Origin of the sequence: Erythrobacter tepidarius, from assembly GCF_002155695.1 — a bacterium.
GTDB classification, from domain to species: Bacteria; Pseudomonadota; Alphaproteobacteria; order Sphingomonadales; family Sphingomonadaceae; genus Erythrobacter; species Erythrobacter tepidarius.
The window spans coordinates 335,608-350,742 of the sequence record NZ_MUYJ01000001.1 but is presented as its reverse complement, the minus strand read 5'-3'; the positions used below and the strand labels follow the sequence as shown (position 1 = coordinate 350,742).

Genomic DNA, 15,135 nt, shown 5'->3' with positions numbered 1-15,135 from the left:
GCTGCGGTGCAGCTGCGGGCGCGCTTGCGGACCTTCGGCCCGAACCTCCCCTCACCCTCTGATCACGATCATCTTCTCGATGGTCATCTCGTGGCAAGTATAAGGAATGCCCCCTACCCCGTGGCCCGAAGTGCGCAGGCCCGCAAAGGGCATCCAGTCAGTGCGGAAGGCGGTGTGGTCATTCACCATCACCGCGGAGGCATCGATGTTGCGAAAGGTGTGCATCGCGCGTCCCAGATCATTGGTGAAGATCGCCGCCTGAAACGCCACATCGAGCGCGTTGGCCTGCGCGAGCGCCGCGTCGATATCGGTATAGGAATAGACGCAAACTGCCGGGCCGAACACCTCGTTGCGCGAAATCGTCGCATCGGGTGACGGGTTGAGCAGCACGGTCGGCGCATAGGTGGTATCCGACAGCTTCTCCCCGCCGCACAGGATCTGCGCGCCGCCGGCGCGCGCCTCGTCGATCCATCGGGCAACACGCGCGACCTCTCTGGGGCGGATAAGGGGCCCGCAATCGGTATCCTCGTGGATTGCATTGCCGACTTTCAGGGCGCGCGCCGCCGCCGCCAGGCGCGCAGACAGCTCGTCGACGATCGCGGCATCGGCGAACACCCGCTGCACCGAGACGCAGACCTGCCCCGAATGGTAGAACCCGCCCTTGGTGATGGCCGGCACGGCGAGATCGAGATCGGCGCTGGGATCGACGATCACCGGCGCGACCCCGCCATGCTCGAGCGCGCAGCGCGTGCCGGGGGCCAGTTTGGAGCGCAGCGACCAGCCCACGCCCGCCGAGCCGATAAAACTGAAGAAGGCGACCCGCGGATCGCTCACCATACGTTCGGAGACATCGCGCGGCGGCAGCACCGCCCGTGCCCAGCCCGGCTCCAGCCCCGCCTCGTGCAGGATGGCGACGAATTCGAAGCACGACAGCGGGGTATCGGCCGAGGGCTTGACGATCACCGGACAGCCCATCGCCACGGCCGGAGCGACCTGATGGACGATCAGGTTCAGCGGGTGGTTGAAGGCCGAAACCGCCACCACCACGCCAATCGGCTCGCGCGTGGTCCAGGCCAGCCGGCCATCACCCGCCGCGGTCAGCCCCATCGGGATCTCGGTGCCTCGCTGTGATCCGATCTCGTGGATGCACAGTTCCATCCCGTTGATCGCCCGGTCGACCTCGACCCGCGCGTCGATCAGCGGCTTGCCGCCTTCATTGGCGATCTGGAAGGCGAGATGATCGCGCCGCGCCTTCATGATCGCACAAGCCCGGTGCAGGATCGCGGCACGCTGGTGCGGCTTCTTCCACTGGCTGCGGTCGCGGGCGAGGCGATAGGCGCGGTCAAGCGCCGCATCCACCGCGTCCCAGTCATCCGTCGGCACAGAACCGATCACCGACAGGTCGAAGGGATTGCACACTTCATGCATGACACATGTCCTTTCCCTGACCGGCGATCACAACTCCCTCGAAAGCCGCTTGATGTCCTTGTTCAGGATCTGGTCGTTCTCGCTGTAATCCACCGGGCAGTCGATCAGATGCACTCCCGGCGTGTCGCGGCAGTGGGCGAGCAGTTCGCGCAGGTGATCGGACGAGCTCACCCGGTGGCCGATCGCGCCGTAGCTTTCGGCATATTTGACATAGTCCGGATTGCCATAGGTCAGCCCGAAATCGGCAAACCCCATATTGGCCTGCTTCCAGCGAATCATCCCGTAGGCATCATCGCGCAGGATCAGCACGGTGAGGTTGAGCCCGAGGCGCACCGCGGTCTCCATCTCCTGGCTGTTCATCATGAACCCGCCATCGCCGCAGATCGCCATTACCTTGCGCTCCGGGTAGAGCATCGCGCTCATCATCGCGCTCGGCAGGCCCGCGCCCATCGTCGCGAGCGCATTGTCGAGCAGGACGGTGTTGGGGAGGTAGGCGGTGTAGCCGCGCGCGAACCAGATTTTATACACCCCGTTGTCGAGGCAGATGATCCCGTCGTGGGGCATTGCGTCGCGCACCTGCTGGACAAGGTGCGGCGGGAAGATCGGAAAGCGGGTATCGGCGGCAAGCTTGCTGGTATGTTCGACCTCGGCCTGGTGATAGGCCAGCATGTGGCTGAAATCCCAGCTGCGGTTGGGGCTGATGTCTTCCTTCATCTGCCAGATAGCGTTGGCGATATCGCCGATCACCTCGATCTGCGGGAAATAGACCGGATCGACTTCTGCCGTGCGGGTCGAGACGTGGATCACGGTCACGCCATTGTCCTGCATGAAGAAGGGCGGCTTTTCGATCACGTCGTGGCCGACATTGATGATGCAGTCCGCCGCTTCGACCGCGCGATGGACGAAATCCCCGGCCGACAGCGCCGCGCAGCCGATGAACTTGGGGTGCCGCTCGTCGATCACCCCCTTGCCCATCTGGGTGGTGAGGAAGGGAATCCCGGTTTTTTCGACGAATTGTTCAAGCATCCGCCCGCACAGCTTGCGGTTCGCGCCTGCGCCGATGACGAGCACCGGGTTCTTGGCGTTCTCGATCGCCTTGACCGCGGCACGCACGGCCTTGGGCTCGGCGCTGGGACGGCGCGCGATGCTCTTGGGCAGCGGCTTCCAGTTGGTGGTGGCTTCTTCCGCGATATCCTCGGGCAGTTCGATCAAGGTGGCGCCGGGCTTTTCCTCCTCGGCAAGGCGATAGGCCTCGCGCACGCGGCTGGGAATGTTATCGCCGGCGGCGATCTGGATCGCATATTTGGTGATCGGCTTCATCAGCGAAACGATGTCGACGATCTGGAATCGGCCCTGCTTGGATTTCTTGATCGGCTTCTGGCCGGTGATCATCAGCACCGGCATCCCGCCAAGCTGGGCATAGGCCGCCGATGTCACGAAATTGGTCGCGCCCGGCCCGAGCGTGGCGAGGCACACGCCGGTCTTGCCGGTATGGCGGCCATAGGTCGCGGCCATGAAGCCTGCGCCCTGTTCGTGCCGGGTGAGGATCAGCTTGATCTGTTTCGACCGGCTGAGCGAGTCGAGCAAATCGAGGTTTTCTTCCCCCGGGACGCCGAAAATATACTCGCAGCCTTCCGCTTCGAGACATTCGACAAACACGTCAGACGCTTTCTTGGTGTGGCTCATGTCGCGCAATTCCCCCCAACTGCCTTCTGGACGCGCAGGCGCGCCGCCGCCAGCCGCTGGCCACCCGCCCCCTTGCGGATAGCCCAGCACCATGGCCGCGCCGTGATGGCGCAAGGCCCTCAGACAGTATTGCAGAAAAGCGCCAATCCACCAAACGGCGCGGTCGGTTCAGTATCCGCGCCGCGGATCGAACACCGGCGCGACCGGCTCTCCGCGCAGATACCTGCGCAAGTTTTCGAGGAACCGCTCGCCGGATCGCTGGAACATCTTGTCCTGCGCGCGGCCCGAAAGGTGCATCGTTATGTGCGCGTTGGGCAACGACCACAGCGGATGATCGGCGGGGAGCGGTTCGGGCGTGGTGACATCGAGGAAGGCCCCGCCGATCCGCTTGTCCGCCAATGCCTCGACCAGCGCCGGCTGGTCGATCACGCTGCCGCGCGCGATGTTGACGATGACGGCGTCGGACTTCATCGCCGCCAGCTCTGCCGCCCCGATCATGCCTTCGGTCTCGGGCGTGGCGGGAACGGCCAGGATCACCCAGTCGAACGCGCCAAGCCGGGCGCGCCATTCGTCGGGCCGCAAGGTGCCCTCGCCGCCCGAACGGCGCACGACGCTGACCTCGACATCGAAGGCTTCAAGCCGCGGCTTGATCAGCCTGCCGATCGCACCATAGCCCAAGAGCAGCGCCTTCGAGCCTGCCAGTTCGCGCTTGCCGGGCGAATCGAACAGCCATTCGCGGCGGTCCTGCGCGCGCACGACCTCGCGATAGCCCTTGGCGATGGTGAGCATCCCCATCACGACATATTCGGCGATGGTGATCGCGTTGATCCCCGCCCCGTTGGTCACGGTAATGCCACGCTCGATCAGCACGTCCATCGGCAGGAAATCGAGCCCGGCATAAATCGAGTTGAGCCATTTAAGCTTCTTTGCCGCGCGCAGGGTTTGGGCCATCGCCTCCTTGTCGTTCATGTCGAACCAGCCGATCTCAGCCTCGGCCACCGCGGCGAGCGCCTCTTCGGCAGACATGAACCAGCGCACATCAAGGCCCTCGGGCAGGCGGGGTTCGAGCATCGGTCGGATGAGGCCGGAAATGGCGAGGATGGTCATGGTCTCTCTTTCATCGTCATCGCGCCGGAAGCGAAGCAATCCGACCAATCAGGTGAGCCGCCACTCCCACCCGAGCGGATCCCCGTCCATCACCTCAACGCCCCGGGCTGAGAGTTCATCGCGGATCGCGTCCGCGGCGGCAAAATCCTTGGCCGTGCGCGCTTGCTTGCGCCGGGCGAGCGCATCTTCGATTTCGGCTTCGGTAATGGTGGCTGACCTCGGGCGAATGCGCAGGGCGGTGCGGGTGAGGTTGAACAGGTCGAGACCCAGCACCGCATCCATGTCCTCGATCACCGCGCGCTTGATCCCCGGCGCGACGTTCTTGACCGCGAGCGCCTCTTCCAGCGCTGTGAGGGCAATGGGCGTGTTGAGATCATCCGCCATCGCCTCATCGAACTTTGCCAGCGCGGGCGCGAACTTGGGATGCACGACCTCGGGTTGAGACGACACATCGGCCAGCGCACCGACCGCCATCACCATCCGCTTCAGCCGTGTCAGCGCCGCGGCGAGGCCTTCCCAGCTGAACTCCAGCTCGCTGCGGTAATGCGCCTGCAAGCACATCAGCCGATAGGCGAGCGGGTGGTAGCCCTTGTCGATCAGCAATTGCAGCCGCAGGAACTCGCCCGAGGATTTCGACATCTTCCCCGAGCGTTCCACCAAAAAATTGTTGTGCATCCAGATCTTCGCGCCCGAATTCTTCGGATCATCGAGGCCATTGGTGCAGCAATGCGCCTGGTTTTGCGCGATTTCATTGGGATGGTGAATTTCGCGGTGGTCGATCCCGCCGGTGTGGATGTCGAACGGGAAGCCCAGCACCGCACCTGACATCACCGAGCATTCGAGGTGCCAGCCCGGCGCGCCGCGGCCCCAGGGCGAATCCCATTCCATCTGGCGCTTCTCGCCCGGCGGGGTCTTGCGCCAGATCGCGAAGTCGGCCGGGTTGCGCTTGCCCTCGACCGCCTCGATCCGTCCCTCGCCTTCCTCGGTGTTCGCACGCGCCAACCGCCCGTAATCGGCAACGGTAGAGACATCGAAATAGAGCCCGCTCTCCAGCTCGTAGCAGTGCTTGTCCGCGATGCCTTTGGCAAATTCGATCATCTGCGGGACGTAATCGGTCGCGACCGTCCACTGCGCCGGCTGGCGGATGTTGAGCGCCCTCACGTCCGCCCAATAGGCCTGTTTGTAATGCTCGGCGATGTCCCAGATCGACTGCGCTTTTTCCGCAGCCATCTTCTCCATCTTGTCCTCGCCCGCGTCGGCATCGTCGGTGAGGTGGCCGACATCGGTGATGTTGATGACGTGGGTGAGCTTGTAGCCCTTCCAGCTTAAGGTGCGCCCCAGCACATCGGCAAACACATAGGCGCGCATATTGCCGATATGCGGGTAGTTATACACCGTCGGCCCGCAGGTATAGACGCGCGCCTCTCCGGCGTGGACAGGCTCGAACACCTCGAGCGAGCGGGTGAGCGAATTGAACAGCTTGAGCGGCGCATCGGTCATGCCTCGCGCTTTGCTTGCGGATGCCGCGTGGGTCAATCCCAGCCGAGGAACTTGACCTGCTGCTCCAGCGGCACGCGTTCGCGCGCGAAATTGTTCACCGGGGCATCGGGGTCACGGTAGCCGATCGCCATGCCACAAAAGAACATGGTGCTGTCATGGTCGAGGCCGAGGAAGTCGCGAATTTCCTTGGCATAGAAGGCCATGAATTCCTGAAAGCAAGAATCCAACCCTTCCTCGCGCAGCAGCAGTGCGATGGTTTGCAGCCACATGCCGGTGTCCGACCACTGCGGCTCCAGCATGAACCTGGGGAAATAGCACAAGAGCAGGCAGGGGGCATCGAAGCTGGTGACATTGCGCGCCATCGCCGCCATCCGGCCCGCGCTATCATCTCGCGCAATCCCGAGCGCTTCAAACATGCCTTTTGAAATGCCGTTGAGGCGTTCCTTGTATTCCTCGTGCGCGGCAGGCGCGTCCCATGAATATTCGAGCTGGCCCATCGGCTTGCCGACAATCTTGCTACGGAAATCGGCGAGCGGCTGGCCGGTGAGTATGGTCGCCTGCCACGGCTGGTAATTGCACCCCGAAGGCGCCCAGCGTGCCTTGTCCATCACGCGGCGGATCACCTCGAAAGGCACCGGCTTGTCGAGAAACTGGCGGATGGAACGGCGGGTGGTGACGGCTTCGGTGACATTCATCAGTTCAGGCCCCTAAAATACACATGATCCGCAAAGAAAATCCGGCCACTCCAAACCATCGCAGCGTTTGATGATTGGGGTTTAAGCGCGGCGTGTAGACTTCCAGTTTGCAGCGTTCTTCAAAAAAATGCTTCGGGTGGCCCAGCATCGAGCTCGCGCAAGCGGGAATCGCGGTTGCGGCGAGATTGCTTTGCCAGTTTGTCCGGCCGAATAATCGCCCCGAGCGACCCGGCGACGAGCATGACGCCGAGGCCGAGCAGCAAGCCTTCGCCTTCAATCACCGTCTCTTCACGCCCTTTTCATCCTCGAACAGTTCGGCAAGCTGCTCCATGATCGTGCCGCCGAGCTGTTCGACGTCCATGATCGTCACCGCACGGCGATAGTAGCGCGTGACATCGTGGCCGATGCCGATGGCGACGAGCTGGACGGGCGAGACCTTCTCGATCCATTCGATCACAGAACGCAGGTGCGCCTCAAGGTAACCGGCGCTGTTCACGCTCAGTGTCGAATCGTCCACCGGCGCGCCGTCAGATATCACCATAAGGATACGGCGTTCCTCGGGGCGGGCGAGAAGGCGGCTGTGCGCCCAGATCAGCGCCTCGCCGTCGATGTTCTCTTTCAGCAGCCCCTCGCGCATCATCAGCCCGAGATTGCGGCGCGCGCGGCGCCAAGGCTCGTCAGCCTGCTTGTAGATGATATGGCGCAGATCGTTCAGGCGGCCGGGGTTTGGCGGCTTGCCATCGGCGAGCCACGCCTCGCGGCTTTGCCCGCCCTTCCACGCGCGGGTGGTGAAGCCCAAAATCTCGGTCTTGACCCCGCAGCGTTCGAGCGTGCGCGCCAGAATATCGGCGCTGATCGCGGCGATGGAGATCGGCCGCCCGCGCATCGAGCCGGAATTGTCGATCAGCAAGGTGACGACCGTATCCTTGAACTCGACGTCGCGTTCGACCTTGTAGCTCAAGGCGGTGCCGGGCGAGATGATCACCCGGGCAAGGCGCGCTGCGTCCAATACGCCTTCTTCCTGATCGAAATCCCAGCTGCGGTTCTGCTGCGCCATCAACCGGCGCTGCAAGCGGTTGGCAAGGCGCGTCACCACGCCCTGAAGCCCCGTCAGCTGGCTATCGAGATAGGCGCGCAGCCGATCCAATTCCTCGTCATCGCACAGGTCAGACGCGGCGACTTCCTCGTCGAAGCGGGTGGTGTAGGCCTTGTAATCGACACTCGCCGGGATTTCCCCCTGCGGACGATTGGGGCGCACGGGGGCATTGGCGGCATCGCCATCCTCGCCCGGTTCGCCATCGGCCATCTCGCTGTCGGTCTGGGTGTCGGAGGATTCCTGCCCCTCGCCCTCGCCTTCGGCCATGTCGCCGGCCATTTCCGCGCTCTGCGGATCGCCTTCGCCCTGGTTCTCGTCTTCGCCCTCGCTGTCGTCGGGGTTGTCCTCGGCGTCAGGCTCGTCGGATTCGCCGTTCTCTGGCGCATCCGTGGGCCGGGTGAGATCGAGCTCGCGCAGCATGTCGAGCGCGCGTTTCTGGAAGGCTTCCTGATCGGCGATTGATTCGGCCAGTGCGGCGAAATCGCCGCCGACCTTCTCCTCGAGGAAATCGCGCACCAGCTCGATTCCGCCCTGCGCCTTGACCGGCACCGGCTCGCCGGTCAGCGCCTCGCGCACCAGCAGCGCCAGCGCGGTCTGGAGCGGCACTTCGGAGGAATTCTGCGCGCGCACGATCTTGTCCGAGGCGGTGCGCAGCTCGGTCGCGGCATCGAGATTGGCCTTCATCCCGCCGAAGCGGTTGGCCCCCAGCGCTTCGTAGCGCACCTGCTCGATCGCGTCATAGCAGGCCCGCGCGATGGGTTCGGGCGGGGCGCTGCGGGCATGGAGCGCGGGATTGTGGTGGCGCAGCTTGAGCGCAAAACTGTCGGCAAAGCCGCGCGCCTCGCGCACTTGCTCTGCCGGCAGGTCACGCCCGGGCAGCGGCACGCGGAAACGGTTGCCCGCCGCCCCCGGCACATCGGCGCTCCAGGCGACCTCGACCTCGGGATCGCGGGCAATCGCCCGGCTCGCTCCGGTGAGCGCGTGCTTGAACAGATCGAGCGGGGACTGATCAGCCATTGTCCGTTTGCTATCACAACAAAATCAAAGCGCGATAGCCGCAAAAGCATCAGGCGCGCGGGCGCGGCATCACAGGATGCTCTGCCCGGTCTTGGCCCAGTCGGCGAGGAAGCCCTCGATGCCCTTGTCGGTCAGCACGTGCTTGAACAGCGCATGGATCACCGCAGGCGGCGCGGTCATCACATCGGCGCCGATCCTGGCGGCTTGCAGCACGTGGTTGGTATGGCGCACGCTCGCCACCAGAATTTCGGTGGCGAAATCATAATTGTCGTAGATCAGGCGGATGTCCTCGATCAGGTCGATCCCGTCGAAGCCGTTGTCGTCATGCCGCCCGACGAAGGGCGAAATGAAGGTCGCCCCCGCCTTGGCCGCCAGCAGCGCCTGATTGGCAGAAAAGCACAGCGTCACATTGACCATGGTGCCATCGCCGGTGAGCGCCTTGCAGGTCTTGAGACCATCGACCGTCAGCGGCACCTTGATGCAGACATTGTCCGCGATTTTCCTGAGAATTTCGGCCTCTTTCATCATCGTTTCGTGATCGAGCGCCACCACCTCTGCACTGACCGGCCCGTCGACAATCGCGCAGATTTCCTTCGTCACCTCGATGAAATCCCGCCCCGACTTGGCGATCAGCGAGGGGTTGGTGGTGACCCCATCGAGCAGGCCGGTGGCGGCGAGTTCGCGAATCGGCTCGATTTCGGCGGTGTCGACGAAGAATTTCACTTGTGTCTCCTCACACTCGGTGTAGCGGCGCGATCGCGCGCAGGAAGGGGGCGCGAGGCATGAACCACACCTTTCGCGTTCTGGCGCTGCTTGCCGCCATGCTCGCCGCTTGGCAACCGTCCACGGCACGGGCGGGTGAAGAAGACACGCAATTCTGGCTCAACGCCATTGCCACCGGCAAAATTAGCAAAGGCACCACCCTGACGCTCGATGCGACCCAGCGCTGGCGCCGCGATGACAAGGTAGGCGATGACCAGCAGAGCATCCGGGTGACGGTGGAGCAGCAGGTCGCCGACAACACCCGGATCGGCGGCGGGATCATGCTGCTTGAAACCGCCGGGCTCAGCGAAATCCGCACGCATCAGCAAGCCACCTTCACGATCGGCCGGATCGAGGCGCGGACCCGGCTGGAGCAGCGCTTCTTCGATGGCGCGGACCGGATGGAGCTGCGGCTGCGCCAGCGCGTCGCTTATATTCAGCCTCTGGCCGAAAACTGGCGTGCCAGCGCCGGGGTGGAATGGTTCGGCATCATGCAATCGCGGCGCGCAGACAAGGGCCGATCGACCGAGCAGTGGCGGTTTCAGGCGGCGCTGACCCACCGCGTCAACAAACGGTTCGATGTCGGGGCAATTTACTGGCTGGTGTCCTTCCCGCGCGGCAAGCAACCCGAACGGCTGAGCCACATCCCGCAGGCGGTGGTGACTTACCGCTTCTAGACCCGCCCCAGCCCGCCGAACACCGCGATCAGCACCGGATCGCGGGTGCGTTGCGGATTGGCGCGGATCGCCGCTTCCTCGCGCGCGATTTCGCCCCAGATCGCATCATCGACCTCGCGCCCGATGCGCGCTGCGACCTCGCCGACCTTGACCCCGGTGAGCGCGCCCAGCGCCTCGCCCACCAGCGGGTCTTCGGCCAGCCGGATCGCCTCACCCAGTTCGGGCACCATCGCATCGACCAGCGCGGTGCCGAGTTCGCCGCGCAGGAAGGCGCTCGCCGCCGAAGGCCCGCCGCGCACCAGATCGTCAGCGTTCTCGAACCCGATCACCCGGATCGCGTCGGTCACCACCGGCGCGGCGCGGAAGCTTGCCGTGATCGCGAAACTGGCGAAGCGTTCCTCCAGCCGGTCCTTGAACATTTGCGAGGTGAGGATGCGCGACAGGGTGTTGCCCCGCGCGCCGAGGAACCGGTCGAGGCCGATGCGGGCGACCTGTTCGTCCCAGAAACCGCCGGGTTCGGTCAGACGGGCGAAGGCGTTTTCGGACGCGAGCAGCAGCATCCGGCGCACCGCCTCCTCCATGGTGAAGGCCGGGCCAGTGCTGGCGCACCCCGGCAGCACCACCAGCGCGCCCGCGGCGGCAATCCCGGCCAGAAGGGCGCGACGCGACGCGCGCGGCCCAAGAATCTCGGTCATTGGCAGGTTCTCCATGCTTGCCCGATACTGATGCCGCTCTCCATATAGCTGCACGATGAACCGGGTCCGCCTCCTTGTCCTCAATGCTGCCCTAGGCCCGCTCGACTACCGCCTGCCCGAAGGCATGAGCGCGCCTGCGGGGAGCGTGGTGGTGGCGCCGCTCGGCCCGCGCAAAGTGACGGGAATCGTGTGGGACAAGGGCCGCCTGCCGGGCGAAGCCATCGCCTTTGAACGCCTGCGTCCGATCCTCGAGGTGGTGCCGGTCCCGCCGCTGCCGGCCCCCTTGCGGCGGCTGATCGAATGGACTGCCGATTACTACTGCGCCCCGCTCGCCAGCGTGGCGCGGATGGCGCTCGCCAGCGGCGGCGCGCTGGGCGGGCCCGCGACGATGACCGAATACCGCCTCTCGGGCGGCACGCCTGAACGCATGACCGCCCAGCGCCGCGCCGCGATCGCAGCGCTGGAGGGCGAACAGGGCACGATGCGCGAGCTGGCCGGGCTCGCCGGGGTCTCGCAAGGGGTACTGCGCGGGCTGGTGCATCAGGGGGTAATCGAGCCGGTGAGGGTCAACATCGACCGGCCCTATGATCGCGCTGATCCGGACTTTGCCCCGCCCGACCTTTCGCCGGGGCAGGCCGCCGTTGCCGGAAGGCTGGTGGCGGCGGTGCAGGCGCGCGCCTTCGCGCCCTTCCTGCTCGACGGGGTTACCGGATCGGGCAAGACCGAGACCTATTTCGAACCGGTCGCCGAAGCGGTCCGGAGCGGCAAGCAGGTGCTCGTCCTGCTCCCCGAAATCGCGCTGACCGAGAACTTTCTCGCACGCTTCGCCGCCCGCTTCGGCGCGGCCCCGGTGCTGTGGCATTCCTCGCTCAGATCGACCGCGCGCCGCCGCGCCTGGCGGGCGATTGCCGATGGAAGCGCACAGGTGGTGGTCGGTGCGCGGTCGGCGCTGTTCCTGCCCTATGCCGATCTCGGGCTGATCGTGGTCGACGAGGCACACGAGGTGAGCTTCAAGCAGGATGACGGGGTGCGCTACAACGCCCGCGACGTGGCGGTGATGCGGGCGCGGTTCGAAAGCGTGCCGGTGATCCTCGCCAGCGCCACCCCGGCGCTGGAAAGCCTGCACATGGCCGCGCAAGGGGTGTACGAGAAGCTCGATCTGCCCGCCCGTTTCGGCGGCGCGAGCCTGCCGAGCGTGCGGCTCGTCAACCTGACGCAAGAAAAGCCGGGCAGCGGCCGCTGGCTCGCCAGACCGCTGATCGATGCCCTGCGCGACCGGCTGGACAAGGGTGAGCAAGCGCTGCTGTTCTTGAACCGCCGCGGCTATGCCCCGCTGACGCTGTGCCGCAATTGCGGGCACCGCTTCAAATGCCCGTCATGCAGCGCCTGGCTGGTCGAGCACCGCCTGTCAGCGCGCCTCGCCTGCCACCATTGCGGGTTCGAGACCAGGGTGCCCGAGGCCTGCCCCGAATGCGGCGAGAGCGACTGCCTCGTCGCCTGCGGGCCGGGTGTCGAACGCATCGCCGATGAAGTGCGCGAGCTGTTCCCCGCGGCGCGGATCGCACTGGCGACGTCAGACACGCTCAACACCCCCGAACGCGCCGCCGAATTTATCGCCATGGCGCAAGGCAAGGCGATCGACATCATCATCGGCACGCAGCTCGTCACCAAAGGCTTCCACTTCCCCGACCTCACGCTGGTGGGCGTGGTCGATGCCGATCTGGGCCTCGAAGGCGGCGATCTGCGCGCGGGCGAGCGCACCTTCAGCCAGATCGCCCAGGTCGCCGGCCGTGCGGGGCGCGGGGCCAAGCCGGGCGAGGTGCTGATCCAGACCCGCCACCCCGATGCGCCGGTGATCGCCGCATTGGCGAGCGGCGACCGCGACGGCTTCTACGCCGCCGAAACCGCAGCCCGGCGCGATGCCGGCGCGCCCCCGTTCGGGCGCTGGGCGGCGATCATCCTCTCCTCTGAAGACGAGAAGGAAGCGCGCGAGGCGGCCACGCGGCTAGGCGATGTGCGGCCCCGGCTTGCCGACGTGCAGATCCTCGGCCCCGCCCCTGCCCCGCTGGCGCTGCTGCGCGGGCGCTATCGCTATCGCTTTCTGGTGAACGCGCGGCGCAGCGCGAACCTCCAGGCGATGCTGCGCGACTGGATCGGCGGTGTGCAATTCGCGCCGGGGGTGCGCGTGGGGATCGATATCGACCCCTATTCCTTCGTCTGACGAAACCAAAGCCGGGCCGGGCGCGTATGGCCCCCATGACCTCTCCCGTTCTCGTGCCGATCCTCGGTGATCAGCTCTCGCGCAATCTCTCCAGCCTTGCCGGCCTCTCGCGGAAGGATGCCGTCATCCTGATGATGGAGGTGGGGGACGAGGCGACTTACGTAAAGCACCACAAGCAGAAGATCGTGCTTGTCTTGTCGGCCATGCGCCACTTCGCTGAGGCGCTTCGCAGCGAAGGCTGGCGAGTCGATTACGTCCCGCTCGACGATTCCGACAACACCGGCAGCTTCACCGGCGAAGTCGCCCGCGCGGTGGAACGCCACGGGCCGAGCGAAATCCGCGTCACCGAAAGCGGCGAATGGCGGGTGCATGAGGCCATGCTCGAATGGGAGGGCCGCTTCGCCTGTCCCGTCAGAATCCTGCCCGACACGCGCTTCATTGCCAGTCACGCCGATTTCCGCCGCTTTGCCGAGGGCCGCAAGCATCTGACGATGGAGCATTTCTACCGCGAGATGCGGCGCAAGACGGGGCTGCTGATGCGCCCTGACGGCAAGCCCGAAGGTGGCGCTTGGAACTATGACGCCGAAAACCGCGCGCCGCCCAAGGCGGGCCTGAGGGCGCCCCTCGCCCCCAAGTTCGCCCCCGATGTCATCACACAGGAGGTCATCGCGCTGGTCGGCCAACGCTTCGGCGACCACTTCGGGGACCTCGAACCTTTCGGCTGGCCCGTCACCCGCGCCGAGGCGCTGGAGGCCGCCGAGGCCTTTTTCGCCCGCCGCCTCGCGCTGTTCGGCCCCTATCAGGACGCGATGGTCGCGGGGCAGGACGATCTCTATCATTCGCTGCTCTCGACCAGCCTCAATATCGGGCTGCTCGATCCGCTCGAACTGTGCCGCCGCGCCGAGGCCGAATACCGCGCAGGCCGCGCGCCGCTCAATTCGGTCGAGGGCTTCATCCGCCAGATCATCGGCTGGCGCGAATATGTGCGCGGGTTCTACTGGCACCAGATGCCGGGGCTGGCCAAAGCCAACGAACTCGCCGCCCACCGGCCCCTGCCCGAATTCTTCTGGACCGGCGCAACCGACATGCGCTGCCTTGCCGACTGCATCCGCACCACCCGCGAGGATGCCCACGCGCATCACATCCAGCGGCTGATGGTGCTCGGCAATTTCTGCCTGATCGCCGGGATCGATCCGCAAGCGGTCGCCGACTGGTATCTCGCGGTCTATGCCGACGCCTTTGAATGGGTGGAGTTGCCCAATGTCGCGGGCATGGTGCTCTATGCCGACGGCGGCAGGCTGGCGACCAAGCCCTATGCGGCCTCCGGCAACTACATCAACAAGATGAGCGATTACTGCGGCAGGTGCCGTTACAAGGTCAGCCAGAAGACCGGGCCGAACGCCTGCCCCTTCAATCCGCTCTACTGGCATTTCATGGCGAGGAACCGTAGCCGCCTCGAAGGCAACCACCGCATCGGGCGCATCTATGCCACCTGGGACAGGATGGGCGCGGCCAGGCAGCGCGAATATCTGGACAGCGCCGAGAAATTTCTCGACAGTCTGGAGCCGGCGCGTGAAGGATGGGCCCGAAACGAATAGAGAGAGGACCCGAAATGCTGACCATCCACCACCTGCGCCTGTCGCAATCCGAACGAATCGTCTGGCTCGCCGAGGAGCTGGGGCTGGACTATGATCTCAAGCTCTACAATCGCCGCGAGGACAACCGCCTCGCGCCCGACGAATACAAGGCGCTCCACCCGATGGGCATTGCCCCCGTCATCACCGACGGCGACTTCGTGCTGGGCGAAAGCGGGGCGATCATCGACTACATCGTGGCCAAGTATGCGCCCGACACGCCGCTCGTGCTCGGCCCGGACCACCCCGACTTCGCGGACCATCTGTTCTTCTACCACTGGGCCAACGCGACCTTCATGACCAACGGCATGATGGCGCTGGTGGCGCAGTTCATGGGTGCAGCCGAGCTGCCCCCCTTCGTCGCCGACCGGGTGCAGAAGGGCTGGGCCATCGTCGAAAAGCGGCTGGGCGAGGCAGACTATTTCGGCGGATCGCAGCTGACCACAGCGGACATCATGATGGGCTTCCAGCTCACCACCAGCCGCGCGATGAGCGGGATGAGCATCGACCACCTGCCCAACCTCAAGGCCTACCTCAAGCGCATTGGCGAGCGTCCGGCCTATCAGCGCGCGATGGCAAAGTGCGAACCGGGGATGCCGCCGAAGCTGGATTGAGGA

13 protein-coding genes are annotated in these 15,135 nt (G+C 65.2%); 4 read left to right on the top strand and 9 right to left on the bottom strand.

Annotation, left to right across the window (positions count from 1 at the left end; all coding sequences use genetic code 11):
• Positions 1-51: 51 nt before the first annotated feature.
• The 8 genes from BZF61_RS01660 to fsa form a co-directional block, all read right to left on the bottom strand.
• A complete protein-coding gene (locus tag BZF61_RS01660) occupies positions 52-1,428 on the bottom strand; it encodes an aldehyde dehydrogenase family protein (RefSeq protein WP_086616868.1) in 1,377 nt (458 codons plus the stop codon).
• 27 nt (positions 1,429-1,455) lie between these two features.
• Positions 1,456-3,114, bottom strand: coding sequence for an acetolactate synthase large subunit (locus tag BZF61_RS01655; protein WP_086616933.1), 1,659 nt, complete (start codon positions 3,112-3,114; stop codon positions 1,456-1,458).
• A 168-nt stretch (positions 3,115-3,282) separates the two neighbouring features.
• A complete protein-coding gene (locus tag BZF61_RS01650; protein WP_086616867.1) occupies positions 3,283-4,221 on the bottom strand; it encodes a D-2-hydroxyacid dehydrogenase in 939 nt (312 codons plus the stop codon).
• Between the two features lie 48 nt (positions 4,222-4,269).
• Positions 4,270-5,721, bottom strand: coding sequence for a cysteine--tRNA ligase (cysS, locus tag BZF61_RS01645; RefSeq protein ID WP_086616866.1), 1,452 nt, complete (start codon positions 5,719-5,721; stop codon positions 4,270-4,272).
• A 32-nt stretch (positions 5,722-5,753) separates the two neighbouring features.
• Complete coding sequence (locus tag BZF61_RS01640) at positions 5,754-6,416, bottom strand: nitroreductase (protein ID WP_086616865.1); 663 nt, start codon at positions 6,414-6,416, stop codon at positions 5,754-5,756.
• Positions 6,417-6,535: 119 nt separating this feature from the next.
• Positions 6,536-6,697: a hypothetical protein gene (locus BZF61_RS15735; protein ID WP_158094044.1), complete on the bottom strand. Its 162-nt coding sequence runs from the start codon at positions 6,695-6,697 to the stop codon at positions 6,536-6,538.
• Entirely contained in the window at positions 6,694-8,529 is a 1,836-nt protein-coding gene (gene cobT, locus BZF61_RS01635; protein WP_086616864.1) for a cobaltochelatase subunit CobT, read from the bottom strand. Before cobT ends, BZF61_RS15735 begins: the two co-directional genes overlap by 4 nt.
• Before the next feature lie 69 nt (positions 8,530-8,598).
• On the bottom strand, positions 8,599-9,252 hold the full coding sequence (fsa, locus tag BZF61_RS01630; RefSeq protein ID WP_086616863.1) for a fructose-6-phosphate aldolase: 654 nt from the start codon (positions 9,250-9,252) through the stop codon (positions 8,599-8,601).
• A 59-nt stretch (positions 9,253-9,311) separates the two neighbouring features.
• Between fsa and BZF61_RS01625 the strand changes: the two genes are divergently transcribed.
• Positions 9,312-9,968, top strand: coding sequence for a DUF2490 domain-containing protein (locus BZF61_RS01625; RefSeq protein WP_086616862.1), 657 nt, complete (start codon positions 9,312-9,314; stop codon positions 9,966-9,968).
• Here the strand turns inward: BZF61_RS01625 and BZF61_RS01620 are convergent.
• Positions 9,965-10,663 (bottom strand): DUF4197 domain-containing protein, encoded by a 699-nt coding sequence (locus BZF61_RS01620; RefSeq protein ID WP_086616861.1) that lies wholly within the window; start codon positions 10,661-10,663, stop codon positions 9,965-9,967. The two genes, BZF61_RS01625 and BZF61_RS01620, sit on opposite strands and share 4 nt — an antisense overlap.
• Positions 10,664-10,718: 55 nt before the next feature.
• Here BZF61_RS01620 and BZF61_RS01615 point away from each other — a divergent pair, with 55 nt between their 5' ends.
• The 3 genes from BZF61_RS01615 to BZF61_RS01605 are packed head-to-tail and all read left to right on the top strand — an operon-like array spanning position 10,719 to position 15,132.
• Positions 10,719-12,884 (top strand): primosomal protein N', encoded by a 2,166-nt coding sequence (locus BZF61_RS01615; RefSeq protein WP_086616860.1) that lies wholly within the window; start codon positions 10,719-10,721, stop codon positions 12,882-12,884.
• 35 nt (positions 12,885-12,919) lie between these two features.
• Entirely contained in the window at positions 12,920-14,482 is a 1,563-nt protein-coding gene (locus BZF61_RS01610) for a cryptochrome/photolyase family protein (protein ID WP_086616932.1), read from the top strand.
• 14 nt (positions 14,483-14,496) lie between these two features.
• Positions 14,497-15,132, top strand: coding sequence for a glutathione S-transferase family protein (locus BZF61_RS01605; protein WP_086616859.1), 636 nt, complete (start codon positions 14,497-14,499; stop codon positions 15,130-15,132).
• The last annotated feature ends 3 nt before the right edge of the window (positions 15,133-15,135 follow it).